The 25,144-nt window shown below is 59.7% G+C and carries 21 protein-coding genes; 7 read left to right on the forward strand and 14 right to left on the reverse strand.

Going from position 1 to position 25,144, the window contains the following annotated elements:
• Positions 1 to 2 precede the first annotated feature (2 nt).
• Positions 3 to 1,247: a saccharopine dehydrogenase family protein gene (locus HU767_RS07640; RefSeq protein WP_122565818.1), complete on the forward strand. Its 1,245-nt coding sequence runs from the start codon at positions 3 to 5 to the stop codon at positions 1,245 to 1,247.
• A gap of 349 nt (positions 1,248 to 1,596) precedes the next feature.
• On the opposite strand, the gene HU767_RS07645 is transcribed toward HU767_RS07640, so the two are convergent.
• The 8 genes from HU767_RS07645 to HU767_RS07680 form a co-directional block, all read right to left on the reverse strand.
• Positions 1,597 to 2,295 carry an outer membrane beta-barrel protein gene (locus tag HU767_RS07645; RefSeq protein ID WP_186729096.1) on the reverse strand — a complete coding sequence of 233 codons (699 nt, stop codon included), beginning with the start codon at positions 2,293 to 2,295 and terminating at the stop codon, positions 1,597 to 1,599.
• A gap of 56 nt (positions 2,296 to 2,351) precedes the next feature.
• A complete protein-coding gene (locus HU767_RS07650) occupies positions 2,352 to 2,819 on the reverse strand; it encodes an SRPBCC family protein (protein WP_186729105.1) in 468 nt (155 codons plus the stop codon).
• Positions 2,820 to 2,876: 57 nt separating this feature from the next.
• Positions 2,877 to 6,287: a beta-ketoacyl synthase N-terminal-like domain-containing protein gene (locus HU767_RS07655; protein WP_186729107.1), complete on the reverse strand. Its 3,411-nt coding sequence runs from the start codon at positions 6,285 to 6,287 to the stop codon at positions 2,877 to 2,879.
• A 77-nt stretch (positions 6,288 to 6,364) separates the two neighbouring features.
• A complete protein-coding gene (locus HU767_RS07660; protein WP_186729109.1) occupies positions 6,365 to 7,444 on the reverse strand; it encodes a phosphopantetheine-binding protein in 1,080 nt (359 codons plus the stop codon).
• A 118-nt stretch (positions 7,445 to 7,562) separates the two neighbouring features.
• Positions 7,563 to 9,326 (reverse strand): FAD-dependent monooxygenase, encoded by a 1,764-nt coding sequence (locus HU767_RS07665; RefSeq protein ID WP_186729111.1) that lies wholly within the window; start codon positions 9,324 to 9,326, stop codon positions 7,563 to 7,565.
• A 3-nt stretch (positions 9,327 to 9,329) separates the two neighbouring features.
• Positions 9,330 to 9,941 carry an HAD-IB family hydrolase gene (locus tag HU767_RS07670; RefSeq protein ID WP_186729113.1) on the reverse strand — a complete coding sequence of 204 codons (612 nt, stop codon included), beginning with the start codon at positions 9,939 to 9,941 and terminating at the stop codon, positions 9,330 to 9,332.
• Positions 9,931 to 11,451, reverse strand: coding sequence for a class I adenylate-forming enzyme family protein (locus HU767_RS07675; protein WP_186729115.1), 1,521 nt, complete (start codon positions 11,449 to 11,451; stop codon positions 9,931 to 9,933). The genes HU767_RS07670 and HU767_RS07675 overlap by 11 nt, the downstream gene beginning before the upstream one ends.
• A gap of 78 nt (positions 11,452 to 11,529) precedes the next feature.
• Complete coding sequence (locus tag HU767_RS07680) at positions 11,530 to 12,543, reverse strand: SDR family oxidoreductase (protein ID WP_186707380.1); 1,014 nt, start codon at positions 12,541 to 12,543, stop codon at positions 11,530 to 11,532.
• A gap of 513 nt (positions 12,544 to 13,056) precedes the next feature.
• Here HU767_RS07680 and HU767_RS07685 point away from each other — a divergent pair.
• A complete protein-coding gene (locus tag HU767_RS07685) occupies positions 13,057 to 13,653 on the forward strand; it encodes a TetR/AcrR family transcriptional regulator (protein ID WP_186707381.1) in 597 nt (198 codons plus the stop codon).
• A 10-nt stretch (positions 13,654 to 13,663) separates the two neighbouring features.
• Here the strand turns inward: HU767_RS07685 and hisM are convergent, their stop codons facing one another.
• The 6 genes from hisM to HU767_RS07715 form a co-directional block, all read right to left on the reverse strand.
• The gene (hisM, locus tag HU767_RS07690) at positions 13,664 to 14,365 is read right to left on the reverse strand and encodes a histidine ABC transporter permease HisM (protein ID WP_186707382.1); all 702 of its coding nucleotides are present in this window, start codon (positions 14,363 to 14,365) and stop codon (positions 13,664 to 13,666) included.
• Complete coding sequence (locus HU767_RS07695; protein ID WP_186707383.1) at positions 14,362 to 15,051, reverse strand: ABC transporter permease subunit; 690 nt, start codon at positions 15,049 to 15,051, stop codon at positions 14,362 to 14,364. The genes hisM and HU767_RS07695 overlap by 4 nt, the downstream gene beginning before the upstream one ends.
• Before the next feature lie 24 nt (positions 15,052 to 15,075).
• Positions 15,076 to 15,846, reverse strand: a complete 771-nt coding sequence (locus HU767_RS07700) for an ABC transporter substrate-binding protein (protein WP_186707384.1) — start codon at positions 15,844 to 15,846, stop codon at positions 15,076 to 15,078.
• A gap of 60 nt (positions 15,847 to 15,906) precedes the next feature.
• Positions 15,907 to 16,761 (reverse strand): PfkB family carbohydrate kinase, encoded by an 855-nt coding sequence (locus tag HU767_RS07705; protein WP_186729117.1) that lies wholly within the window; start codon positions 16,759 to 16,761, stop codon positions 15,907 to 15,909.
• A 2-nt stretch (positions 16,762 to 16,763) separates the two neighbouring features.
• Entirely contained in the window at positions 16,764 to 17,777 is a 1,014-nt protein-coding gene (locus tag HU767_RS07710) for an SIS domain-containing protein (protein WP_186729119.1), read from the reverse strand.
• A gap of 87 nt (positions 17,778 to 17,864) precedes the next feature.
• Positions 17,865 to 18,029 carry a hypothetical protein gene (locus tag HU767_RS07715; RefSeq protein ID WP_186729121.1) on the reverse strand — a complete coding sequence of 55 codons (165 nt, stop codon included), beginning with the start codon at positions 18,027 to 18,029 and terminating at the stop codon, positions 17,865 to 17,867.
• On the opposite strand from HU767_RS07715, the gene HU767_RS07720 reads away from it, so the two are divergent.
• The 5 genes from HU767_RS07720 to HU767_RS07740 all read left to right on the forward strand — a co-directional run bounded on the left by HU767_RS07720 (position 18,028) and on the right by HU767_RS07740 (position 24,606).
• Positions 18,028 to 18,819 carry a GntR family transcriptional regulator gene (locus HU767_RS07720; protein WP_186729123.1) on the forward strand — a complete coding sequence of 264 codons (792 nt, stop codon included), beginning with the start codon at positions 18,028 to 18,030 and terminating at the stop codon, positions 18,817 to 18,819. The genes HU767_RS07715 and HU767_RS07720 overlap by 2 nt on opposite strands.
• Before the next feature lie 168 nt (positions 18,820 to 18,987).
• Entirely contained in the window at positions 18,988 to 20,772 is a 1,785-nt protein-coding gene (locus HU767_RS07725; RefSeq protein WP_186729125.1) for a type I secretion system permease/ATPase, read from the forward strand.
• Positions 20,741 to 22,066, forward strand: a complete 1,326-nt coding sequence (locus HU767_RS07730; protein WP_186729128.1) for an HlyD family type I secretion periplasmic adaptor subunit — start codon at positions 20,741 to 20,743, stop codon at positions 22,064 to 22,066. Before HU767_RS07725 ends, HU767_RS07730 begins: the two co-directional genes overlap by 32 nt.
• A 2-nt stretch (positions 22,067 to 22,068) precedes the next feature.
• Positions 22,069 to 23,442 (forward strand): TolC family outer membrane protein, encoded by a 1,374-nt coding sequence (locus HU767_RS07735; RefSeq protein ID WP_186729130.1) that lies wholly within the window; start codon positions 22,069 to 22,071, stop codon positions 23,440 to 23,442.
• 444 nt (positions 23,443 to 23,886) lie between these two features.
• On the forward strand, positions 23,887 to 24,606 hold the full coding sequence (locus HU767_RS07740; protein WP_186729139.1) for a response regulator transcription factor: 720 nt from the start codon (positions 23,887 to 23,889) through the stop codon (positions 24,604 to 24,606).
• Positions 24,607 to 25,144 lie beyond the last annotated feature (538 nt).

The raw sequence follows: 25,144 nt of genomic DNA on the forward strand, positions 1-25,144 counted from the left end.
AATTGAAGAAGAACGTACTTATCATTGGTGCAGGAGGTGTCGCCAAGGTGGTGGCCCACAAGTGCGCGCAGCACAACGACGAACTCGGTCGTATTGCTATCGCGTCGCGCAACATCTCCAAATGCCAGGCCATCATCGACAGCGTCAAGGCCAAGGGTAGTCTCAAGCAACCCGCCGACATCAAGGCCTTTGCACTGAACGCTCTGGATGTCGAAGCGACCAAGGCGCTAATTCGCGAAACCGAGTCGCAGATCGTCATCAACGTCGGCTCTGCCTTTCTCAACATGTCGGTGCTGCGTGCCTGCATCGATACCGGCGTGGCCTACCTGGACACCGCCATCCACGAAGAACCGGGCAAGGTCTGCGAGACGCCGCCCTGGTACGGCAACTACGAGTGGAACCATCTCCAGGAGTGCCAGGAGAAGAACATCACCGCCATTCTCGGCGTGGGCTTCGACCCGGGTGTGGTCAATGCCTATGCGGCACTGGCGCAACAACAGCATTTCGACCGCATTGATTCGATCGACATTCTCGACGTCAATGCCGGCTCCCATGGCAAATATTTCGCCACCAATTTCGACCCGGAAATCAATTTCCGCGAATTCACCGGACAGGTGTGGAGCTGGCAGGACAGCCAGTGGACCAGCAACACCATGTTCGAAGTCAAGCGCACCGACGACCTGCCGGTCGTAGGCTCGCAGAACCTGTACCTGACCGGTCACGACGAAGTGCACTCGCTGTCGAAGAACCTCGACGTGCCCAACGTGCGTTTCTGGATGAGCTTCGGCGAGCACTACATCAATGTGTTCACCGTGCTCAAGAACCTTGGCCTGCTCTCCGAGCAACCGGTCAAGACCGCCGAAGGCCTGGAAGTCGTGCCGCTGAAAGTGGTCAAGGCCGTGCTGCCTGACCCGAGCTCGCTGGCGCCGGGCTACACCGGCAAGACCTGCATCGGCGACCTGGTCAAGGGCACCAAGGATGGCCAGCCGCGCGAGATGTTCATCTACAACGTAGCCGACCACGAGGATGCCTACGCCGAAACCGACAGCCAGGGCATTTCCTACACCGCCGGCGTGCCACCCGTGGCCGCAGCCTTGCTGGTGGCCCGTGGCGAGTGGGACGTGCAGCGCATGGTCAACGTCGAGGAGCTGCCTGCCGAGGCGTTCCTCGAGGCGCTGGATGTGATGGGCTTGCCGACGCGCATCAAGGACGAGCATGGAGACCGTCCCTGGAACCAGAACGCCTGAAGGATACCAGGCAGGTTCCGCTTTGGCTTCTTCGATAGAAACTGCGGAATCGCTCTGGATTCTACAGGCGATTGAAGCAGGCGACTCACCACCGCGTGAAGCCCTGGCCATCTGAGGAAGCCTTGAAGAAATGCTCCGTATCGAAAGGTACGGAGCATTTTTCGTTTATACCCCCATCAAATAAATAACCTTGTGGCGAGGGGATTTATCCCCGCTGGGCTGCGCAGCAGCCCCAACAAAGGCTGAATGCGGTCAACCTGAAACATCACAGTGTCTAATTTTAGGTCCGCTCCGCGGCCCAGCGGGGATAAATCCCCTCGCCACATAGTCCCTGCGCAGCGGCCCTCGCCTACAACCAGTACCGCAAGCCAAGCATCACGGTCTGGGCGTTGTACTCCGTTTGCACATCGCCCTGGGGCAGGCCCTGGATGTCGCCGAAGTGCGCTTCGCCGGTCTTGAAGTAGCGATAGTCCAGGGACATGGACCAATGCTCGCTGAGTTCATAAGCGACCCCGGCGCCGAGTTGCCAAGCCGAGACGGTGTCGCGATGGGTGTCGCCGAACTCGACGCCGCCAGCTTCCAGGCCGGTGATGGTCAGCACGGCGTAGCCCAGGCCACCGCCGACATACGGGGTGAAGCGGCTCAAGGGGGCCGGCAGGTTCGAGATGTCATACCAGAGGTTGGCCATGAGGCTGGTGGCTTCCTGTTCACCTTTGCCGTCGATGCTGCCGCCGCCCTCGTAGACCCGCTGATTGAACTGGGTCAGGGTGTTGCGGCGGTAGCTCAGTTCCACTTCGGGCCGTAGCCCGGTCGGGAAGCGCCAGCCCAGTGCGAGGCCGGTGGCGAAGCCGGAATGCAACGGTTGGTTGTATTCCATTTCGACGAAATCAAGATTGTTCTGGTTAAGGTCCTGTTCAGCGACCCAGTTCACGCCGCCCATGCCACTGACATAGGGGCCGAGCGTGTCGGCGAAACTCGACGTTGGGGCGATCACACCCAGGCCAACGATGCCCATGACGAGATAGCGGGTGTTTTTCTGTAGGTTCATGCTAGATCCGAAATGTTGCTGTTATCGATAAGGAGGCGAAACACGTCCGAGGGCGTTCACACGAGGTGCAAGGGCGTCGCGGTTTTCCCCCGCGCCGAGGTGGCGGCCCGTTGTTCAGCCAACCTGCAGAGATTGTCCAGGGCGGTGGTCATCGCGCTCGCCAGTGCTTTGCGCAGCAGTGCGCGGTACAGGAAACTCAACGGCCCCGAAATCTTCGCGCTATGGATGACGTGGGTTTCATCGGCAGAGAGCCGGCGCATCCGGTGATCGAATTCCAGGTCGATCCAGAGCAGCCGTGCGCTGTTGCGATAGCTTTCGTGCAGGCTCACGGCTTCCAGCTTCAGGGGCATCTTTAAGCCATTCTTGAGGACACATCTGCCGCGTGTTCCCGCCTGGAACGGACCGTCGAGCTGGCACTGGCGAACGTCGGTATCCCATAGCGGTGCTTCGGGAAAGTTGCTCCAGAGCTTCCAGATTTCAGAAGGGGGCGATTTGATTATGACTTGCACGTTGACGTCGTTCACGGTGACACCTTGGTTGTGGGGGGCACGGTCATGCGGGGTGGCAGATCCATTCAATGCTCAGGCTGCCGGTGCGGATTGACTCAGCACCTGGGCGGTAATGCTGGCTTGTCCGATTTTTTCGCCCCGGTTGAACAGGTCGATGTAGATGCGGTTGGTCTTGAAGGCCTGGAGCGCAGCGTCAAAACCGGCCTGCGGCGCCAAGGACAGCGGGCTGTTCCTGGGGATGGGACGATCCAGGGTGAAGCTCAAGGCCAGCAGATTCATCGGGGTATTGAGTGGAATCCGCAGGTGGCTGTGGGCGATCTGCATGTAGCACTGGCGAGCCACTTCGAGGAAATACACCATCGAATAGTGCTCGGGATCACCGGCCTGGAAGAAGTGCTCCGGCGGCAGTTTCACCGTGTCCACGCTCAGGCCTTGGGCGATGCCACTCATGTCACTGACGATGACGTTTTCCGCCCGGGCCTTGTGCAACAGGGCCTTGTCACGGCAGGGCGTGGCGGTGAACTCGCTGGCCGGCGAGGTCTCGAACGCCGAGCTGTAGGCCATCCCGAGCACGCACGTGCACATTACTTTTCCGGCCTGCATGACCTTGGCATTGAACACCTGGGAATCTTCGCCTTGCTCCACATGCAGATCGACCGTGCCGTGCTTCTGTACGTAGTGCTGGAACTTGATCGTCAGGGTCTTGATGTAGGCGACCCGTCCGCTCAGCGGCGGCATGGCCAGTTCGAGCAATTGCAGCACCCCCTCCAGCAACAAGATGCCCGGGATGTGATCCAGCGGATGGTCAAAGAAGTACGGGTGCGCTTCATTCACCACCAGTTGGGCGTGCAGCGACTGAGGGCTGCGCCGGGCGTTGGTGATCACGCTATGTTCCGCGCTGCGCTGCCAGGGCGTCGGGCGCTGGGCGGTATCGCCACGGTGCAGCGCGAACAGGCTTTCCATGGCGCGCACCCGTACCCGCAGCCCGGAGAGCAGGGTACTGGTGAGCATGTCGCTGAGCTGTTGCACGTCGACGCCGTCGTTCTGTGGCTCGCGGACCAGGCTGACAGGCGTGATGACCTGCTGCAGTTCCTGGGATGACGAATGGGCAAAGCGCAGCATGAACGGATGCTTGATGGGCGAGCTGGCCTCGGCTGTGGTCGGAGTCCACTGGCGAAGCCGTTCGGTAAACAGCCACATCACCGTCTTGCCGGCCTCACGCACCTCGATCACGCTATGGGTCGCGCCCTTCAACATCACCGCCAACAGGGTTTCGATACCACTGGCTTCAGCCAGGAAGCCGGTGATCTCCTGCAGTGATCCGCTGGCAGGCGTCGCAGCAGGCTGCAACTCACAGGCATCAACGTTCGGATAATCGCTCGGCGCTTTGCCCACCAACCGGCAAGCCGCTTCCAACGAGTCGGCGGCGTGGGCGAGGACTGCGGCGCGGATCACCAGCAACGGTTTGTCTGAGGCCTGCGGCTGATAGCGACGCACCGCCAGTAGCCCCAGTCCTTCACCCTGCTGGGTTTCGGTACGCCGGGCACGCTCGACCTCGATTTCACCGCTGAGAAAACGCCCGGCACCGAGCAGGAGGGTGGTGATGCCGTTGTCGAACCATTGCGGCGAAGCCAGCAAGGTTTGCCAGAACAGGCCCGCGGTGCCGACCAGGGTCTGATGGAAACCCTTGAAGTCAAAAATCTGCGCCGGGTAGCCGGACAGCATGTTCGGCAGCATGGTTGCCACGTCAGTCACTTCGACGCCCGGCGCCGCGCCGTGTGTCCGCGAAAAGAAGTTGTGGGCGCTGCTGTAGGCGTTGCTGAAGCGCTCGCCGCCCATGTTGCAGCACATGACCATCGCGGTGCCGGGCGAACCGGCCACGCCCGGCAAGCGTCGCAGCAAGTGGTTGACGCGATCGGTGATCAACAGTTTGAACGGGTCGACGTGGGCCAGCGGCTTGGGCCCCATGCCGAAGCCATCGATATCGATGACGTGGTCCTGGGCGAGGAATTTGCCCAGCAACGGCTGACCGGGTGCCGGGGTGTAATCGACAAAACGCCCATAAGGGAACACGACCGAAGGCGCCGCCGGTTGGTCGAGCTGCTGCTGGAATGCCTGCAACGAACGGTGGCTGCCCAGCGCGGCCTCAGCCTCGACGATGGCAAGGTCCAGCATCACCACGCCGCAGGTGTTGGCGGGGGCTGCGGCAGGCCGCTCGTTGGGAACGTATTCATCCACCACAAGGTGAGCGTTGGCGCCGCCAAAACCGAAACTTGAGATGCCAATCCGGATCGCCGACTGACGCGCCTCCAGAGGATGTACTTGCTGGGTGGCGAGTCGCAGGCAGGTGGCGTCGACCTTTGTGCTGGGGCGATAGCCCGGCTGCGGGGGAATGCCTTTGTGGCGCAATATCATCAGGGCCTTGGCGAGCGAAGCGCCGCCGGCAGCGGCCAGGGGATGGCCGATGACCGACTTGATCGAACCGATGGTGATTTTCTCGCCGTCCGTGCGATGGGGCGCGAAGAAGCTGTCCAGCGACGCCAGTTCCGTCGCATCCCCCAGCGGTGTACCGGTGCCGTGGGTTTCGATGTAGTCCACGTCCCTTGGGTCAAGGCCGCGATAAGCACGTTGGTAAGCCGAGTATTGGGCCTGTTTGCCGGGGGCAAACACCGAGCCTTCGGCGCCGTCGGCGGACATGCCCAAGGCGCGCAAGACGCCCATTGGACGGCGCTGCGCGGTCAGGGCCTGGGCGAGCGGTTCGACCAGGAACGCAACGGCACATTCGCCCGGTACAATGCCGTCGGCGTCCTGGCCGAAGGCTTCCATCCGCGCCCGCGCGGAAAACGCCGTCAACTGCGAGAAGCCCAGGAACAGCGCCGGCGGCAGCACGGTGTTGAGGGCCATGACAATCGCGTTATCTGCCTGGCCGCTGTTAACCAGTGCCTGGGCCATGTCCAAGGCATAGGGGAACGAACTGCACGCGGTGTCCACCGATAGCGCCGGTCCACCCAAGGCAAAGGCCGCGGCCAGCGCCGCGACTTGTTCACCCGGGGTAAAGCCCAGCGGTGCATCAGGTTTTCCGGACATGCCGGTGACGAAATAGCTCTCGTCACTCCAGGAGGTCGCTACCACCAACGCCGTGCGTTCGCTACTCAATGGCGAGCCCTGTGCGGCCAGTTGGCTGAACAGCGTCTGGAGCACTTTCTTGCCAATGGCGACCTGTCGTCCTTCGTGCCGTGACGGAGTCGAAGCGTCGTCGGTCAGGCAAAAAGCGCTGTCCAGGTAGGTGCGATCTTTCTCGCCGGCCTTGGTTGAATAGATCGATGCCTTGTCCACGTTCCAGCGTGTCGGCATCGATTCGATCGGTGCGACCTGCCCTTGGGAAAGCAACTGCCAAAGCGCTTCCGTTGACGGCGCTCCTGGAAACTCGCCCGCCATCGCGCTGAAGCAAAAATCGCCCGCTGTTGTTGCTGCGCCACTCATACCCTGTCTCCTGATCGCCAAACTGCTGGGTGACTGGTTCGTCACCCGGATTCCATTCCTGTTGCTCGTTGCTGGGCTCAGCTCAGTCTGGCCAGCAGCGACAAGGCATCCTGGGGCGTGCGACGGGACATCAACGCTTCACCGGCAAACTCGCTGGCCGAGCACTGTTGCGCCATGGAATGGCAGAGCGCCTCCCGAGCGAAGCCGTTGAGGCCCAGTTGGGCGAACGGCGTCTGGATATCGATGGACTGCGCGGCGTCCGGGATCAACGGCGACAGGGCGTTGAGCAGCAGGTTTTCCGCCTGCCCTTGAGTGGCGGCCGCGGCAGGTGAGGGCGTCGCTTGCGGTTGGGGATCGGGCAGGGCGGCTTGGATCAGGGCAATGGTTGCCCGCGGGAACTTGGCATTGGCCAGCTCGGAACTGTGAGCCTTGAGCTGTGGCCACAGGGCGACGACCGACTCGAGGAAATCCAGCTGCACGAGCGAATCCAGGCCCAGGCTTTCATAGCTTTGTGTCGGGTCGATCTGCTCAACCGTAAAGCCGGTGATCGCCGCGAGTTGGTCGAGTACCCAACCCTGGACATCCACCGCCGGCGCCTGTGGATCTGCTTCAAGTCGGGCCAGCAAGGCGGTCGGGGTAGGGGCATCGAAGAGCTGCGCGGTGAGCGCTTTCTTTTCCGGGAAGTGCTGGGCCAGGGACTCGAAAATATCCACCAGTCCCAGCGAGTCGATCCCCAGGCTCTCGAAGCTTTGATCGAAGTCGATCTGTTGTGCCTGGAAGCCGGTGACGGCGCTGATTTCGCCGCGCAACCATTGCCCGTAGCTGAGTGCCGATGTCTCTGCGACGGTTTCGGCGACGGGCATCGGGGCCAAGATGGTCGGTTTAGCGTGAACAGGCTCCAGCACTGCAACACTCTGGCTGACGGAGGTTTCGATCCCATGGGCATAAACGCCCTCGAGAACTTGTTGATGAGCATTGAAGTAATGGGCCGTGACGGTTTCGGCCTGTTCCAACACGCGCAGCAATATCGCTTCCTTGGCGACATTGGATTCGCACAATGACTCAATGATCTTTTCAGACAGAGAGAAATAGCTGTGGGCTATTCTCCCGTTGGACACGATGAATTCCTGCACCACATCGTTAAGTTGCAAACGCATCAGGTTCTCCTAACCAAGTCGGTCGATATTTCTATACAAAAGAAAGATCAAAAATCATGGCCCAGGACTGGGCCTTGTTTATATCAATGAAGCAAATTGGCTGTAGCCATGGCGCGACTTAAAGTTGGAGTTCCACTGCGTCGATCTCACAAGAAATGGTTTTTCTGGCGCCCTTGAGCAACCCGGACCTTACGTTCAGATAGGTTGCCAGCGTTATTGCATCGGCACCTTGGAAAGCGATGTAACCGTCAGGACGAATCAGCATCAACGTGCCTGCCTTGGCGTGGTAGCGCTTGTGCAGTCGCCAATCGGGGTCCAGCAGTGTCGAGTGCCAGGATGGCAGCCCGGCGCTGCTCAGGGCATCGATCACGCAATAAGCCTTGATGCCTGGGTAGTCCTTTTCCACCGACTCGGCCAAGGCGTAATGGCCCGGCAATAAAGGTGAAAACTGATCGGCCGCGCTGAAGATCAACAGCGTGAACGTTCCGTGGAACAGGTCGATCAAGTGTTTAGTGGGCAGCCCTTGCAGTTGCCACAACTCGACATCGGGTGCCAGTTGCCCGGCGCGAGGTGCTGCACTCGGGAACTCGGTTTTTTTACCTTTCTTGTTCCAGTTGTAGCGCTGTTTCTTCGTCAGCGATTCCTGGATGTAATCACTCTTTTCGTAGTGATACTGATGACCGGAAATCATTGACGGCAACTTACGCTGGACCTTTTTCCGTTTACTCAACAACGGCAGGACGTTGTCACGCAGCCAGACCAGGGCGCGCCGCCGGACGGTAATCAGCCCCGTCAACCGGTGGGCGGTGTTCTCGACTTCCAGGGCAACCGGATAACGCTCCTCGTTGTAACTGTCGAGCAAGGACGGATCCGCCAGGCCCTGATCGACATAGGCGATTTTCCAGGCCAGGTTATAGGCCTCGGAAACCCCCAGGTTCATCCATTGGCCACCGATGGGGCTGCCGATATGCGCCGAGTCCCCCAGCAGGAACACCGAGCCTTGTTGCATCGTTTGCACGCGGCGATGCTGGAACGAGGCGATGGTCGTCGAGGAAATATTGGACAACGTCATCTTCTGCCCACGTCCTTCGCACAGGCGCTGGAAGTTCTCCAGGCTCAGTGACGGACGCTCGCCTTCTGGCGGCAGGTTGTAGGGCATTTCGATGAACAGCCGATAACGGGACTGGGCGCTGATCGGCGCAACCGCCACGTAACCGTCTTGTGCACCGAGGAAAAACGCGCCCTCATCCTGGCTGCCGGACCATTGGATATCGGCATCGGCGAGCATGAAGAAGCGGTCATAGGACGAACCTTCGAAGGTCATGTCCAGGCGTTTTCGGATGTTGCTGCGAGCGCCGTCACAGGCGGCCAGCCAGCGACTGGCAAAGGTTTCGTCGGTGCCATCGGCATGCTTGAGCGTCATGCGCACCGAACCCGGCAGGTTTTCGATGTCCACCAGTTCGGTGTTCCACTCCACCTCCGCGCCCAGTTCCTTCAACCGCTCCAGGAGAATCTTCTCGGTTTGTGGCTGTGGCAGGCTCAAGAGCAGGGGGTAGGTCGCGTCCAGGTAGGAGAAGTTGTAGTTCAGCACTCGCTTGGCATTCGACTGCACGGAAAACTGGTTGATCGTGAAACCGTCGTGAATGGCTTGCTCGGCAACCCCCAGGTCCCGAAAGATTTCCAGGGTGCGGGAATGGATCGCCATCGCCTTGGTCGCGGTCGAGGGGCCGGCGTTCTTTTCAATGATGCGAAACGCCACGCCCCATTTTTTCAGCATGATTGCCAGGGACAGGCCGATGGGCCCGGCGCCGACGATCATGACGGTCGGGGCGCTGTCAGGGCGCTTGAAATGCTTGGGGGCCAAGTTGCTCAGCGTGTTCATCGATCAGTACCAGTTTCTGTAGAAGGGAGAGTTGGCGATGCCGAGCAGGTCAGCGTCGCCTGATGAGTCGCCGTAGGCATAAATATAAAAATCATCCAGGTTGCTCAGGCAGCCTTTCAGGCGCGTGACTTTCTCTCGCTCTACACAGTTGGTACCGGCGATCCCGCCGGTGAGTTTGTTTTTTGCCGTGGCCAGGCGCGTGCCGCACACATAGTCAAACCCCGCGGCTTGGCCCCAAGGGATCAGGTAGTTTTCCGGCGAGTTGCTGACCAGCGCGGTGATATGCCCCATGGACTGATGCCATTGCAGTCGCCGCAACGCCTCGGGCCTGAGCCAGAGCGGCAGCTGTTCGCTGATGAAGTATTTGGCGTGCTCGCGTTCTTGCTCCACCGACAGCCCGCCCAGGTAACAGGCAATGAAGGCCAGGCGCGCTTGCATCAGTGGGGTGATGCCCAGGATCACGCTGAGCATCTTGGGCAGCAGGGGAATGATCCGCAGCCAGAACGAACGGGTGCCGACGATGTAGCGCATGTAGCGCCAGAAGGTGTGCCGGTCGGTCAACGTGCCGTCGAAGTCAAAAACGGCCAGTACCGGTTGGGTGCTGTTAGTGTGCATGTGCCTCTTCCTTGAGCGGGATGATCTCGATGGTCTTGGGCAGCTTGAAGCCCGACAGGTCACGCGAAAGCAGGGTGCTCAGCGCGTTCTGGGTCAGCTCGCCGGTCCCTTCGACGCACAGGTGCAGCACGTTGACTTCCTTGTGATCCGGGACGATATAGGCCCTGGCGCGCACCACGTCGGGGTGCTTGAGGGCGATGGATTCGATTTCCACCAGGTCGACCATCTGCGCCTTGATCTTCGAGATGCGCAGGCGTTGGCAAAAGAAAAATACATGCCCATCGTCGTCGCGCCAGACCAGGTCACCGCTGTGGAACCAGCCGTCGCGGAAGAATCGGGCATTGGTGTCCTCGGCATCGTTGTAGCCGCCGATCACCATCGCGCCGCGGATCAGTAACTCGCCGATGCGCCCGGGTGCCACGTCCTGGCCCTCGGCATCGACGACGCGCAGTTCCACGCCGCTGATCGGCTGGCCCATGGCGCCGCGGTGGACCGGGCCAATCGAACTCTGCACGAGCACCGGCATGCTTTCGGTCAAGCCGTAGCCCTGGAGTACTGGATTGCAGCCCAGCAGCGTGCCCAGCTTTTCGGCTTCATCGGCCGGCAGGTGGCTGCCGCCCGAGTAGAGCATCAGTTGCGGGTGCAACGGCAACCGCGCACCTTTGCGTTTGGCCAGCCGCGTATTGAAGTAGCGAATGACATCGGGCACCAGGCAAGCAAAGGTGACCTGGTGCTCGGACAGGACTTCTGCCAGGTCCCGGTTGAGCAGGGTGTTGGTCATGAGCAGGGTGGCGCCCACGCTCAAGGGAAACACCATCATCACCGACAGGCCGAAGATGGCATACAGCGGCAGTGTCACCAGATGCACGGAGCCGACGCCTTGCAGGTGAAAATGCTCGTGCAGCCCATCGCTCGATTGCGTCAGGTCGAGGTAGCGGTGAGAAACCGCCAGTGGCCTGCCGATGCCTCGATAAGTGAACTGCACCGAGACGATCGGATTGCCTTCGGGCAACACCAAAGGTTCGAGCTGTCGAGGCAGTTGAGAGGCGGCCGTTGCATGGGCGGGCAGGGACGATGACGGGTCGCTCCCGCCGTCCAGCACCAGGGAATGCCTGACACCGTTGTCCGCCTGGAATACCTCGCTGTGTTGTCCCCATAGCGTTTCGGTCGTGATCACCAGCGTCGGCCTGGCGAGGCTGACGACACTGTTCATTTCGAAGGGGGTCAACTTGTAGTTGAGGATGACCGGAATGGCACCCCGCCCGATAATCGCCAGGTAATACGCGATGAAGGCCACCCCGTTGGGCAGCACCAGCGCGACTTTATCACCTGGCAATACACCGAGTGCCGTCAGGGCGCCATTGCAGGCTTCGGCCTTGATGCGCAGCTCGCGATAAGTAACGGTGTCTTCTTCCGTGTCCAAGTGTCGGATAGCCACTTGCTCGGGAAAGGATTCCGAAAAACCGACAAAACGATGCAGAAAACCTTCTTTATATGAAAGGCTTTTCATTTACCAACCTCTTTCAATCCTTGGATATAGGGCGTGTCAAAAAAGTACTACAGAGGAAGGCTTTATGAATGGTCTCAATTAAGCATCTGTGTAGTTGTTGTTCCGATACCAGTCCAGGGTATCGGTCAGGGTTTCAGCGACAGGGCGGAATTGGCATTGCAACTCCCTTGAACTTTTGTTGTGGCTGAAATGCGTGCGGTCTTGTTCTTGCGCCATGAGCTTGACCGTAGACGTACTGATCAGTACCGGCTTCTTGGTAATTCGGTAATAGCCTTCATAGATCAGCGCGATCAGTCGCAGCATGAACAAAGGCACTTTTCGTTCCGGGGCTTTTACGCCACTGACGCTGGCCAGCGCCTGGAAGATGCTCTTCATGTCCATGTGATTGCCGGCGGCGAGGTAACGCTCTCCGGACCTGCCGCGGGTGATGGCCGCGATTTGATGTTCGGCCACATCCCGGGCATCGACGACGGAAAAGCTGCCGGGAAGTACGCCGGGCAGTTTTTGTCCGACAAAGTCCAGCAGAAACTGCCCTGAGGAAGTCGGGCCGATATCCCCCGGGCCGAACATCCACCCTGGCAAGACCATGGCAATGAACATGTCCGGGTGCTGCGCCAGGAATTGCTGGACTTTCTGTTCGGACAATATTTTGCTCAAGTAATAATCATCAGCCTCCTGTTCACTGCGAGACATGGTTTCATCGATCACTTGATCTTTATTGCCCTTCAACACCGCAATGGACGAGGTGTGCACGGCACGACGGATGCCGGCGTCATAAGCGGCTTGCAGCAAGCGCTCGGTGCCGGTCACATTCGTGTCATAGAGTTTTTGCCAGTGTTTCCCGCCTTTGTAACTGTCGCGGAAATAAGCCGCCGTATGGAACAAGGCATCGCACCCTTGCAGTGCATGACTGAAGGCGTCGACATTGAGCATGTCGCCTTCGACCCATTCGACGGGCAGGCCGCTGAACTGTTTCTTGGCTTTCTCTGCGGAACGAACCAGGGCTTTTACTTTGATGTTTCGTTTTAACAGCGCACGAACGACATTATTCCCGAGCAGGCCAGTAGCGCCTGTAACGAAGGCATATTCCATTAAAATCCCGCTCCTGTGAGGTGACCTGTCATTGCATTGAGATCGGTGTCACTGACTCGATGCCCTGATCAGGCGTTGGGCTCCACCAACGGCGCAAGTAAAAACCATTCGGTATCTGAAAATCAAGCGGTATTTCGCAAAGCTAGCGAATCGATGGCTCTGAACCGGCCGTTACGTGGATTTTTTCATCCGATAGCGAGGCGAGGAGATGCGGAAAATGCGGCCTTGAGGAAGGTCAAAAAGGGGGCCAACCCGCCCGCGAGCAACGAGCCTCGATGGTTTGGATTCACCTGTTCCCGGTGTGAAAAACGTGACTGCATAGTCCATCTTGCATCACGGCAGGCTGTCCCGGTTACATGGCACATACATGGCACTTCTTGAAAGTTAAAATGTAAATGATTGAATGAGGCGCGTATAAGATATGATGGCGAACACGGGTTCACTACAGTGAGTAATCGCTTCGTCGCATTCAGATACAGGTGCATATTTTGACTGGCCAAAGGAGCCGAGGGCGTGATTAAAAAGAGACTAGGTCGAGAAGAGAGCCAGCAAATAACAAGAGACAAATTATTCGACACCGCTACTGAGCTGATGATCAGCAAAGGCTTTCATGCCGCCAGCGTCAACGTCATTGCCGAGGAGGCCGGCTTCTCCAAAGGCGCCTTCTTTTCCAATTTTTCCAGTAAATCGGACTTGCTCCTGCAACTGACTCAACGCTTCAAGCGCGTTGAAATCGATCGATTGAGTACGACCCTGACGTCGGGGTATTCGTCGGAGCAGTTGAGCCATGGCTTGAATGCCTATATCGACACCCTGAAGAACAATACCCGCTGTGCGATCCTCGACGCCGAGTTGCAATTGATTGCCCTGCGTGATGAAGCGTTCTCGCAGCATTACTATGACCTGCATGAGGAAAACAGCGAGGCCTTGGGCAAGTTGATTACTGTCATATTCAACCATGCTGGCAAGAAACCACCGCTGGAACATGCCGCGCTTGCGAAGACCTTCACGGCCTTGGCCGAAGGCTTGATATTGCAAGGGCATAAAGATCCGGCGACTGAAATAAAGCTGGTGCTCAATTCGCTCATCCAGACTGCAGAGTCTCTGTAGGTCCTCGTCGTTATCGCTGATAGGCCAGCAATCGGCGCTCAGCCAATCGGAATACACCCACCAGCGCGCACGCCAGCACCATGTAGAGCAGCGCGGCAATGCCATAGGCCTGGAACGTCTTGAAGGTGGCAGCGTTGACATCTGCCGCGATTTTAAGGATGTCAGGAACGGTCGCGGTAAAGGCGATGGCCGTGGCGTGCAGGACAAAGATTACTTCGTTGCTGTAGGCCGGCAGTGCCCGGCGCAGCATGCTCGGTATCAGCACCAGCATGAACAATTGGCGACGGGTCATGCCCAGGGCCAGTGCCGCCTCGATCTCACCGCGTGGGGTGGTGCGCAGCACGCCGGCAAGAATTTCGACGGTGTAGGCGCACGTATTCAAGGCCAGCGCCAGGATCACGCAATGCATGCCGTCACGAAAGAACCACCAGAGGCTGGGCGATTCCCTGATCAGGCTCAGGCTTGCCAGGCCGCTGTAGATGATCAGCAGTTGCACGAACAACGGCGTGCCGCGAAACACCAGGGTGTAAAGCTGGACAGGCAATGCCAGCCAACGATCGCCATAGGTGCGGACCAGCGCGAGGGGAATCGCCGCGGCCAGGCCGATAAGGGCGGACGTCACTAACAACCATAGGGTGACGGACAAACCACTCCAGCGATAACCGTCGGACCAGAGGAAGTTCGCCCCGAACTCTTTCAGTATTTCGATCATGACGCGCTCCGCTGTGGTTCGATGCTGTAGCGCCGTTCAAGGTGTTTGAGGGCCAGGCTGGACAGGATTGCAAAAGCCAGGAAAATCGCCGCAATCACCAGATAGAAAAACATTTGCCTTGAGGTCGCGTTGCCCGCCTGTTTGGCAACCTGGACCATGTCATTGAGGCCCAGCAGCGAGATCAGTCCGGCACTTTTCAACAGCACTTGCCAGATGTTGCCGATGCCGGGCAATGCGAACCGCATCATTTGCGGCAGGCGAATACGCCGCAGTACTTGCCAATGACTCATGCCATAGGCCCGGGCCGCCTCCAGTTGACCGAACGGGATGGCCCTGAAGGCGCCGCGAAAGGTTTCGGTACAGTAGGCGCCGTAGATGAAGCCCAGCGTCCCGATGGCGGTACCGTAGGGATTCAACTGCAACGATTCCCGGCCGAACGCCTGGGCTATCTGGTTGATGCCGATTTGCGCGCTGTAATAGATCAGCAGCATCAAGACCAGGTCCGGCACGCTGCGCACCAGCGTGGTGTAGACCGTTGCGACCAGCCGTAGCGGCGCCATGGGCGAGAGTTTCGCCAAGGCCCCGAGCAGGCCAAGCACAATGGCGACGCAGGCGGCCCATGTGGCCACCTGGACGGTCAGCCACGCGCCCTGGAAAATGAGATAGCCGTACCCTTCGAGAAACATGCTTTCAGGCTCCGCACGGGTGGTTTATTTCGGCGAGATGTCGAAGTCGAAGTACTTTCTGGCGATGCGTTCGTAGGTGCCGTTCTGGTGGATGCGTTCGAGCGCCTGATTGATTTCCCCGGCCAGGGCGGTATCGCTTTTACGCAAGCCGATGCCGGTGCCCGGGCCGAAGATCTCAGGTGACTTGACCACCTCGCCGGCATAGCCGAAGCCTTTGCCCATGGGCTTTTTCAACAGGCCTTCGGAAACGGCAATGGCATCGTCGAACGCTGCATCCAGGCGACCGTTGATCAAGTCCGAATAGGTCAAGTCACTGCTTTGATAGGGCACCACTTCCACGCCTTTCAGGCCCCACATCCGCTTGGCATAGACTTCGAATACGCTGCCTTGCTGCACGCCGACACGCTTGCCGCGCAAGGATTCGGCCGTCGGTTGCAACGGGCTGCCTTGCGGGGCGACCAGGCGTGCCGGGGTGTCGTACAGGGTGTTGGAAAAGGCGATTTCGGCTTTGCGTGCTTCAGTGATGGAGAGGGCAGAAAGTATCCCATCGAACTTCCTGCCCTTGAGGGCCGAGACCATGCCGTCGAAGGCGTTTTCGACCCAGACGCAACGGCGTTGCAATTCGCTGCACAGGCTTTCGCCCAGCTCGATATCGAAACCTGTCAGCGAACCATCTGGTCGCTTGGACTCAAAAGGCGGGTAGGTGGGGTCGACCCCGAAACGCAGTTCTTCGTTGGCGCCCCAGGTTATCAGCGGGCTGGCCACGAGCATCAAACCGATCAGATATGTTTTCATCGACAGGGTATCCACGACAGGTTGGTAGAGCTGTCCCAGGAGGGCCCCGGGCAGCACGCATCAGCCTTGAATGTTCAAGGCGTGTTTCAGGTGTTCGGCGCGTTGAATGTCTACGGCTCGTCCATGGCCAAAGCCTCCGGCCCAGCCGCACACTTGGCCGGCATGCTCGACGCCTTGTGAAAGACACTCGGCGAGGTTGTGCCGCGCTTGCCAGGCCAGCAGGAACGCGGCGATAAAACCGTCGCCGGCGCCCATGCTGTCGACGAACGTGCAGGGCCGCGCGGGCTGCTCATGCGCGCCCTGTGCGTCGACGGCGAGGGCACCCTGGGCGCCACGGGTGATGACCACCGTGGCCGGGCCCAGCGCCCGCATCGAGTCCGCCAGGTCACGGGCTTCACTGGATGACAGGTCGGCCGCCGAGAAAAAGGCAACGTCGACGTGCCGGATCATTGCCTGCCAATCGAACTCGATCCAGTTGTCCGAGAAGTCGAATGACAGGCAGCCACTGGCCTGGCGAATCTGCGCCAGTTGGTTCTCAAGACCGCTGTAGAGGCTGCTGTGGGCCAGCGGGAATTTCGCGAGGTAGGCCAGGTCATCGGCATCGAGTCGCAGTTGGCGGCAGACGCCCGGATCGCTGCCGAGAAACACCCGCTCGCCATCGATACTGTCGACACAGGCCCAGCCATTGGCCCCCGCCAGTGAGCGGCAACGGGAGACATCGACGGCTTCCTGTTGCAGGCAATCGAGCAGGTACTGGCCGTGCCGGTCATCGCCAACGCAGCCCAGGTAAGCACTGCGAGCATCCAGCCGGGCGGCGAGCACCGCCACGTTGAGTGCGTTGCCGCCGGGGTATTCGATGTTCTGGTCCAGGTACACATCCAGGGTGTTGTCGCCGACCGCGATCAGGCTGGCCATGCTCAGTACTCCGTTTTCCACATGTAGCGGCGCGTCGTCAGGGGCTGCTGGTGCCAGACCGCGAGATGCGCGGCGATGCGTTCCACGGCGATACCGACGATGTAGGGCGCGACAATGGCGCGGATCTCGGGGTCGATGCCCTCCATCGGAAAGTCCTTGGCGTCATAGACCATGACCCGTTCCGTGTAGCGCTGGCAGAAACTCACGACGCGTTCCATTTGCGCCCGGCTGGGGTCTTCGCCCACCAGCAGGAGCAGCGGGGTGGTGGCGTCGATGGCTTCGAACGGGCCATGGAAAAACTCCGCGGCCTCCACCGGCAGGCAATGCAACCACTGGCTTTCCATCACCACGCAGACGCCGAAGACATAGGCGGTGGTGAACATCGGACCCGAGGCGAGGAAGTACATCACGCGATCATCTTTATACAGGCGCGCCTCTTCGGTGGCGCGCCGGTCATTATTGAACGCTGCATCGGCCAGCGCCTGTGGCAGCGCCTTGAGCGAGCGGGTGAGCTTGTCCAGCAGCGGCCAGCCTTCGCGCTTGGCCAGGATCCCGCCGACCAAGGCCTGGAGGATCATGAAGCAACCGAAGTACGCCTCATCGGTACGTCCCAGTAGGAAGCAATGTTGAACAGCCTGGGCCAGTGGCAACTCGGCGGTTTGCGTCACGCCGACGGTGAGGCAGGGCTTGTCTTGCAGAAAGTGCGCGGCGGCGATGGTTTCCTGGGTCGTCCCGGACTTGGAGGCGAGCACCACGAGGGTGCGTTCATCCAGGCGCGGCGGATCGATGTCCATGAAGTCGGCCGGAAAATAACGGCGCACTTCCAGCGTATGGCTGTAGCGCTCCAGCCAATATTGCAGCCCGAGCATGATGCGGTTGGGCGCACCGCAACTGACGAAGTAGATGCGGTCGATTCGCGTGGCCAGCTCTTGGCCGAACTGCTGGGCGTCGTCGACGATGTGCACGGATTGTTGCAAGGAAGTGGTGAATGCTTCCCGGTTGAACTGGATCGCCATGTGAGCTCCTGGGGCTGTGTTGCGGTGGTTCATGTTTGCTGTACATGATCACCGTGTAGACCAAAAGCTATACCACCAAAAATACCATTACAAGGCTTTTTCCCCATGGTCTAATACGCTGCCAGCGCGTTTTTCAGAGTAGGCACTGGGCGGTTTTTTGTTCTCATTATTAAGCTGGCGGGTTTGCGACGGTTTCCGGTGGGTGTTGTTGCAACGCCGTGGCAGAAAAAATAAATCCAGGATGTAGACCATGAAAATGCTTCCTTCCAAGTCCTCCGACGTGACGCTCCTGGCGCCCGAACGCAAGCAGGTGGCCTGGCAGGCCGTCCAGGCGCTGCTGGAAATGCTGGAGCGCCCGGAGTTCGGGCCAACCGAGCGGATTCCGGCGGAACGGGACCTGGCCGAGCACTTGGGCATCAGCCGGATGACGCTGCGAAAGGCCCTGCAGGCGCTGATCGATCGTGGGATCCTGGAGCGCCGGGGCAACCGTGGCACCTTCGTGACTGCTCCAGGTGTCGAGCGGCCACTCAATACCGTGGCGCGCAAAGGCATCGCCGAAGTGGTCGAGCAAGCGGGCGCCAGGCCGGGCAGTAAGTTGCTCTACTTCGAACAAACCCAGGCCAGTGCCCGGGTGGCGAAGCTGTTGAAGATCGAGGAAGGCGACACCTTGCTGACCATCAGGCGCCTGCGCACCGTGGATCAAAAGCCATTCTGCATCGAGACCAGCTACATTCCGGCCGCCCGTGCACCGGAACTGGTGGCGGGCGACCTGATCGAGGGCGCCTCGTTGTATGCGTTGTTGTTAGCGCGCTACCAGATCGAAATAGAAAGCGACGAGGGCACGCTGAGCATCGCCACGATGAACGACCAGGAGGCGCGCTTGCTCGACGTCGAGCCCGGGACGGCCGCGCTGGTCTACCGGGGCGTGATCTTCGACCGCCAAGGGCAGCCCGTGGAATACCTGGTCTCGATCAACCACCCCCAGCGCGTGGTGTTCAAGCTGGCGGACAGTCGGGTCAATAGCGTTCATAGCGATCATTGACGCATTGGAGGCGCTGTCGTCATCGCAACCCGGCGTTTTTTCCATGAGCTTCTCGGTGTACCCTGCAGGGCCCGGGTCCGGCGAGCTGAACAATCTGGCTAATTGCGACACGCCGTTGTCCGGCATGATCTAAGCTCCAGAGGAGGGTCACCCGAGCAGGGGGTTTCAATGCGAAGCGCACCTGAAAACAGCTTGAAAAAAGCACTGAAAGCCTGCCGGGACAGCTTCATTTCTGTTGGGTTTTTCAGCTTTTTCATCAATGCGCTGATGCTCGTCCCCACGTTCTACATGCTCCAGGTCTATGGCCGAGTGATCACCAGCGGGAGTCTCACGACCCTGACCATGCTGACGCTGATCATGACCGCATTGCTGGTGACCCTCGGTTCGCTGGAATGGATCCGTTCGCGCATCATGGTTCGGGTCAGCACTCGGCTGGATGTGCTGCTCAGTCGCCAGGTCTACCGGGCCAGCTTCAAACGGGCCCTGGAAAGCGGCGGCATGGACGCCTCGGCGCAATCGCTCAATGACTTGACGGGGTTGCGGCAGTTTCTTTCCGGCAACGGTTTGTTCGCGTTTTTCGACGCGCCCTGGTTGCCGATCTATATCGCGGTGATGTTCCTGTTTCACCCCTGGTTTGGTTGGGTGGCGACGGCCAGCGCGCTGTTATTGCTCGCCCTGGCCTTCGTCAACGAACGACTGACGGGGCCGGTGCTGGCCCAGGCCAACAAAGAGCACATCGGCGCGACACTCCACACCACCAAGAACCTGCGCAACGCCGAAGTCATCGAGTCCATGGGCATGCTTGAAACCCTGATGGATCGTTGGGGCCGGCGGCAACGCAACGTGCTGTTGCTGCAATCGGCGGCGAGCGACAGCGGGGCGATCATCAGCACCCTGTCGCGCACCTTCCGCATCCTGGTGCAATCGCTAATCCTGGGCCTGGGCGCCTACCTGGCCGTGGACCATCAGGTCGGGGCGGGACTGGTGTTCGCCGGGTCCATATTGCTGGGGCGTGCGCTGGCGCCCATCGACCTGATCATTGGCAGTTGGAAGGGCTTTATTTCCGCCCGCTCTCAATACAGCCGCCTGAATGACATTCTCGATAAGCAGCAGGCGCAGCCCGAGCGCATGGCTTTGCCGGTGCCCCAAGGGCACGTGCAGGTCGAGAACCTGGTTGTCGCGGCCCCCGGTTCCAGGACACCGATCCTCAAGAACATCAGCTTCAGCGCACCCGCCGGTTGCATGGTGGGCATCATCGGCCCCAGTGCGGCGGGCAAGTCGACCCTGGCCAGGGCCTTGCTCGGGGTCTGGGCTGCGCAGCATGGCGTGGTTCGGCTCGATGGCGCGGACATCAGTGCTTGGGACAAGCATGCGCTTGGGCCCCATATCGGTTACTTGCCCCAGGACATTGAACTGTTCGAAGGCACCGTCGGTGAAAATATTGCTCGCTTTGCCGGGGTCGATCCGGTGCAGGTGATCCAGGCGGCCAGGGTCGCAGGCGTTCACGAGATGATCCTGCAACTGCCCGATGGCTACGACACTGTCATCGGCAGCGAGGGCCTCATGCTTTCGGCAGGGCAGCGCCAGCGCATCGGACTGGCCCGGGCGCTGTATGGCAGCCCACGGCTGATCGTTCTCGATGAGCCCAATTCCAATCTCGACGACGTCGGTGACCGCGCCCTCGCGGCAGCGATCCAGCAGTTGAGGCAGACCGGCGCAACGCTGTTTGTCATTACCCATCGCACCAACATCGTGTCGCAGCTTGACCGGCTCCTGGTAATGAACGCTGGGGTCATCAGTCTCTACGGGCCACGGGAGCATGTCCTGGCCGAACTTAACGCGCAGCGACAGCAGGCACAGATGCCAGCCGTGCCCGCAAGCACCGGCACGGCTTCGGTCGATACCGGCAAGGGTGATTCCGATGAACCCTATGGTGCCCATTCGTCAATCTGAGAGCTTCGCCGACCTACCTACCTCCGATCATAAAATTCGTCGCCTGGGCGTTGTCATCATCGCGCTGATCTTCGGCCTGTTCGGCACATGGGCGGCCGTTGCTCCCCTCGACGGCGCCGCTTATGCGCCGGGCGTCGTCACGGTGCAGGCGTATCGAAAAACCGTCCAACACCTTGAAGGCGGCATCGTCAAAGCGCTGCATGCCCATAACGGCGACGTCGTCAAACGCGATGATCCGCTGATCATTCTGGATGACGCCCAACTGCGCTTCGAATACGAAATGGCCCGGGGCCAACTGATCGCGGCCAGGGCCATGGAGGCGAGGCTCGCGGCCGAGCGCGACGGTTTGCCGGCGATCGTTTTTGGCGACATTGCCGACCCCGACAGTTTGCGCGGCGTGGAGGCGCGTCAGGGCGAAACCCGGGTATTCAGTGCTCGACAAGGTTCACGGTTGGGACAAATTGCGGTGCTGCGCGAACGCGTCGGCCAGTTCCGCCAGCAGATCAAGGGGCTGGAATCGATGGTCGGTTCCAAGGTTCACCTGGAGAGGTCCTACAGCGGCGAAATCGGTGAGTTGGCCGATCTTCTCAGGCAGGGATTCGTTGATAAGCAGCGGTTGCTCGACCAGGAGCGCAAGTTGGGACTGCTGCGTTCGGAGGTTGCCGAGCACCGCTCCACCATCGACAGGACGCGGCTGCAGATCAACGAAACACAGCTGCAGATCCTGCAAGTCGACATGGATTTCACCGCTGACGTCGTCAAGCAATTGGCCGAGATCCAGGCCCGGATCTACGACCTCCAGGAAAAAACCTCGGCGCTGGAGGATCGGCTCGCACGTGTTGTCATCCGGGCGCCCGACGCGGGCATGGTGATCGACATGACGGTGCACACCATTGGCGGAATCGTGCGCCCGGCGACGCCCTTGCTCGATATCGTGCCGTCGGTGTCTGACCTGGTCATAGAGGCGCAGGTGGCGCCGGTGGATATCGATCGCATTGCAATCGGCAGACGTGCCGATATTCGTTTCGGCGCCTTCAATAGCGCCACCACGCCAGTGATCGAAGGCGAGGTCAGCAGCGTGTCCGCAGACCGGACGACTAACGAAAAGACGGGAGTGGCCTATTACCTGGCGCGGGTGCGGGTGACCGAGGAGGGCGCGCGTACTTTGGGAGAGCGCAAGTTGTTGCCGGGCATGCCGGCGGACGTGTTGATTATCACCGGACAACGCACACTGCTGCAGTATCTGATGCAGCCGGCTCGCGATGCCTTTTCCCAATCGATGATCGAGGAATGACCATGGCCGCGTCGACAGCTTTGCTAGGCAGTGCATTGATGCTCGTAGCGGGTACGCTCCTGGCGCAGACCGAGGTTGCAACGCCCGCCGGGGTATACGCCTCGACGTTCTCCACCGACCTCATGCAGTTGTACCGCGAGGCACGACTGGAGGACCCGCAGATACTGGCGTCCTATGCGCAAGCGCAGGCGGGACAGGAACATCAGCGCGAGGCCATGGGCGCGCTCTTGCCGCAATTGTCATTCAACGCCGGGTCGAACCGGATTCACCAGGATAGCGATCTGGTGCAGCGCAGTTTCGATAGCGAAAGCTACGGCCTGGTGATGCGTCAGTACCTCTATAACAAAGCCGCCTGGGAGAACTATCAGAAGTTCAAGAGCCTGGCCAGGCAGTCCGAATCCCAGGCCTTGGATACCCAGGCCGAGGCTTCGGTGGAATTGGCCCGGCGCTACTTCACCGCGCTGGCGGCCGAGGATGAATTGCAGTTGGTGCGGGCGGAGCGGCTAACCACTCAGAAGAGCCTGGACCGGATCGACGCGTTGTATGAGAAGCAACTGGCATTGATCACCGATCAACTCGATCTCAAGGCTCGGGTGGATCTGCTCTCGGCCCAGGAACTGGATGCCCGCAACCAGGCCAGTCTCAGTCGCGAGGCGCTGGCAGAGATTGTCGGTCGGCCGGTCAAGGAACGACTCAACCGGATTCGTGACGACCTTGAGCTGCAAGTCTCGGCACACAGCCTGGAAACCTGGGTTCACGATGGCATGGCGCTCAATCCGGCGCTCAAGGCCAACGAGAGCGGCGTCGAAGCAGCGGGTGCGGCCTTGCGCAGTGGCAAGGGCGGGCACTATCCGACCCTGAGCTTGAACCTGAGCGCCCAACAGACCAATGAGGGCTACAACAACTCCCTGGCACCCCGCACGGACAGTTATGTTGCCGGGATAGGGATCCAGGTTCCGCTGTACAGCGGTGGATCCACCTCGGCGCGAGTTCGTGGGCTCTATCAGGACCAAGTGGTCGCCGAGCAGCAGTTGGAAGCGACTCGGCGCCGGGTGGTCAAGGAGATCACCAACGCGTACCTGACCGCCAATTCCAATGGCGAAAAAATCGGTGCGAACCGGCTGGCCCTGGAGTCGGCACAGCTATCCCGGGTGGCGGCGGAAAAAGCGCTGAGCTATGGGATGGTCAACGCCGTCGATGTCCTGGCCAGCGTGCGTAATGAATACCGGGCTCGACGGGATCTGCTTAAAACCCAATACGACTTTCTCAGCAATGTGCTGATCCTGAACCGCTGGGCGGGAAAGTCACCGGCCGAAAGCATTGAGCATGTGAATGACTGGTTGAGTCCCGGCAGCGCCGGCCAGGACTTTCGCTGAGCAAGGCAAGTTTGCGGACGGGCATCAGGTCGGCTGGTAGGCGGTTTTTTGACGTTGTTTTTAAGTTGCGTTGTTGTGGTGTCTAACTGCGTACCACTCGTCGATTAATTGACGATCGTATTCCAGCCTCGGCAGGCTCGCCGATTCCTCAAGCCTAGCGTAACGAACTGATTTAACGGGTATTTCTGCACCTTTTGCGCAGGCTGGCCAGACGTTCGGCGCCAAGTTTCGGCCGGCCACGGGTTAGTGGGTGGCCGGCGCTGCGCTGGGCTGGCCTAGACTCAGCCTACGAGCTCGAAAGGAGCACATTATCATGTGTAAGTGGTTGATAATTATTCCTGTTCAGGTTGTCTCGATGGTTTCGTCCGGCTTCTTGAAATGCACGCACCCCCCGCCAGAGCATCCAGTGAACACCCTGGTTTGCCGTGCGTGGGGGTTATCGATATGAGGCCGGAGAATAAAAAAACGATACGCGTGATGCTGATCGATTGTCGTCCTCTCGTGCTCAGGGGGCTGCATGACTTGATCAATGCCAGAAAGCCGCAGATGGAAGTGAGCGGCCAAGCCTCGACCTATACCCATGCGCTGGATCTTGCCGATCAGTTGCGGCCCAACGTGATCTTTTTCAGCTTCTTTCCCGATGCGTTGAATCCCCTGGAAGTTGTCGCCGGGTTGACCCGCAGCGCGGAGATGAAAGTGCTCGTGCTCAAGGGGTTGTATGAGGCCGTTCCCGTGGCCCAGGCGATCGAGGCGGGCGCACGCGGTATTGTGCTGGCCGAAGACCCGACCGATTCGATCATCCAGGCCATCGTCAAGGTGCATCATCGCGATATCGGGCGGGACAGGGCCTGGGCAGGAGGGCTTTCCGGTTATGCCTCCATCGGCCATGCCATCACTCAATGCAATCTGGAGCAGGCGAAACAGGCTCGGTTGACGCTGCGCGAGAAAGAATTGATCCGCGCCATCGTGGGGGATCCGTCCGCCAAGTACATCAGCATTGCCGGGCGTTTGGGGATCAGCGAGCACACCGTGCACAACCATCTGAGCAATATTTATCAGAAGCTTGATCTCATTAACCGTATCGATTTGCTGATGTATGCGCTTAAGCATGGGCTTACCAACGATGAAGAGCCCCCTGAGGCCACTTGGGTGGAGTTGGATTGAGCGATCCCTGATCTGCGGGAGCGAGCCTGCTCGCGAAGACGGCGACACAGGCAGCATTGATGCAAACTGACCCACCGCCATCGCGAGCAAGCCCGGTTCCCACAGGGAATTTGCGGGAGACACTGATATTCATAAACGACCAAAAACCTGTGTGGGAGCGAGCCTGCTCGCGAAGGCGGCGACACAGGCGCCATTGCTGCAAACTGACCCACCGCCATCGCGAGCAAGCCCGCTCCCACAGGAATCTGCGGTGGACACAAATTTCATAAACGACCAAAAACCTGTGTGGGAGCGAGCCTGCTCGCGAAGACGGCGACACAGGCAGCATTGATGCAAACTGACCCACCGCCATCGCGAGCAAGCCCGCTCCCACAGGGATCTGCGGTGGACACAAATTTCATAAACGACCAAAAACCTGTGTGGGAGATTCTATGGTTGAGGAGAAGCCCTCAAGCCGCTTTTGGTTGGTATTCGCTTTGTCCTTTCAGCAAAGCGAATACGATCCGAGCAAGCTTGCGAGCCAGTATTACTAGCGCCT

It is taken from the genome of Pseudomonas sp. SWRI179, assembly GCF_014268705.1.
GTDB lineage: Bacteria > Pseudomonadota > Gammaproteobacteria > Pseudomonadales > Pseudomonadaceae > Aquipseudomonas > Aquipseudomonas zanjanensis.

Bases quoted from the DNA above. Each gene is read 5' to 3' on its own strand.
- HU767_RS07645 (WP_186729096.1), bottom strand. From the start codon at position 2,295: ATGAACCTACAGAAAAACACCCGCTATCTCGTCATGGGCATCGTTGGC.
- HU767_RS07655 (WP_186729107.1), bottom strand. From the start codon at position 6,287: ATGAGTGGCGCAGCAACAACAGCGGGCGATTTTTGCTTCAGCGCGATG.
- HU767_RS07660 (WP_186729109.1), bottom strand. From the start codon at position 7,444: ATGCGTTTGCAACTTAACGATGTGGTGCAGGAATTCATCGTGTCCAAC.
- HU767_RS07665 (WP_186729111.1), bottom strand. From the start codon at position 9,326: ATGAACACGCTGAGCAACTTGGCCCCCAAGCATTTCAAGCGCCCTGAC.
- HU767_RS07670 (WP_186729113.1), bottom strand. From the start codon at position 9,941: ATGCACACTAACAGCACCCAACCGGTACTGGCCGTTTTTGACTTCGAC.
- HU767_RS07675 (WP_186729115.1), bottom strand. From the start codon at position 11,451: ATGAAAAGCCTTTCATATAAAGAAGGTTTTCTGCATCGTTTTGTCGGT.
- HU767_RS07680 (WP_186707380.1), bottom strand. From the start codon at position 12,543: ATGGAATATGCCTTCGTTACAGGCGCTACTGGCCTGCTCGGGAATAAT.
- hisM (WP_186707382.1), bottom strand. From the start codon at position 14,365: ATGATCGAAATACTGAAAGAGTTCGGGGCGAACTTCCTCTGGTCCGAC.
- HU767_RS07695 (WP_186707383.1), bottom strand. From the start codon at position 15,051: ATGTTTCTCGAAGGGTACGGCTATCTCATTTTCCAGGGCGCGTGGCTG.
- HU767_RS07700 (WP_186707384.1), bottom strand. From the start codon at position 15,846: ATGAAAACATATCTGATCGGTTTGATGCTCGTGGCCAGCCCGCTGATA.
- HU767_RS07705 (WP_186729117.1), bottom strand. From the start codon at position 16,761: ATGGCCAGCCTGATCGCGGTCGGCGACAACACCCTGGATGTGTACCTG.
- HU767_RS07710 (WP_186729119.1), bottom strand. From the start codon at position 17,777: ATGGCGATCCAGTTCAACCGGGAAGCATTCACCACTTCCTTGCAACAA.
- HU767_RS07720 (WP_186729123.1), top strand. From the start codon at position 18,028: ATGAAAATGCTTCCTTCCAAGTCCTCCGACGTGACGCTCCTGGCGCCC.
- HU767_RS07715 (WP_186729121.1), bottom strand. From the start codon at position 18,029: ATGGTCTACATCCTGGATTTATTTTTTCTGCCACGGCGTTGCAACAAC.
- HU767_RS07725 (WP_186729125.1), top strand. From the start codon at position 18,988: ATGCGAAGCGCACCTGAAAACAGCTTGAAAAAAGCACTGAAAGCCTGC.
- HU767_RS07730 (WP_186729128.1), top strand. From the start codon at position 20,741: ATGAACCCTATGGTGCCCATTCGTCAATCTGAGAGCTTCGCCGACCTA.
- HU767_RS07735 (WP_186729130.1), top strand. From the start codon at position 22,069: ATGGCCGCGTCGACAGCTTTGCTAGGCAGTGCATTGATGCTCGTAGCG.
- HU767_RS07740 (WP_186729139.1), top strand. From the start codon at position 23,887: ATGAGGCCGGAGAATAAAAAAACGATACGCGTGATGCTGATCGATTGT.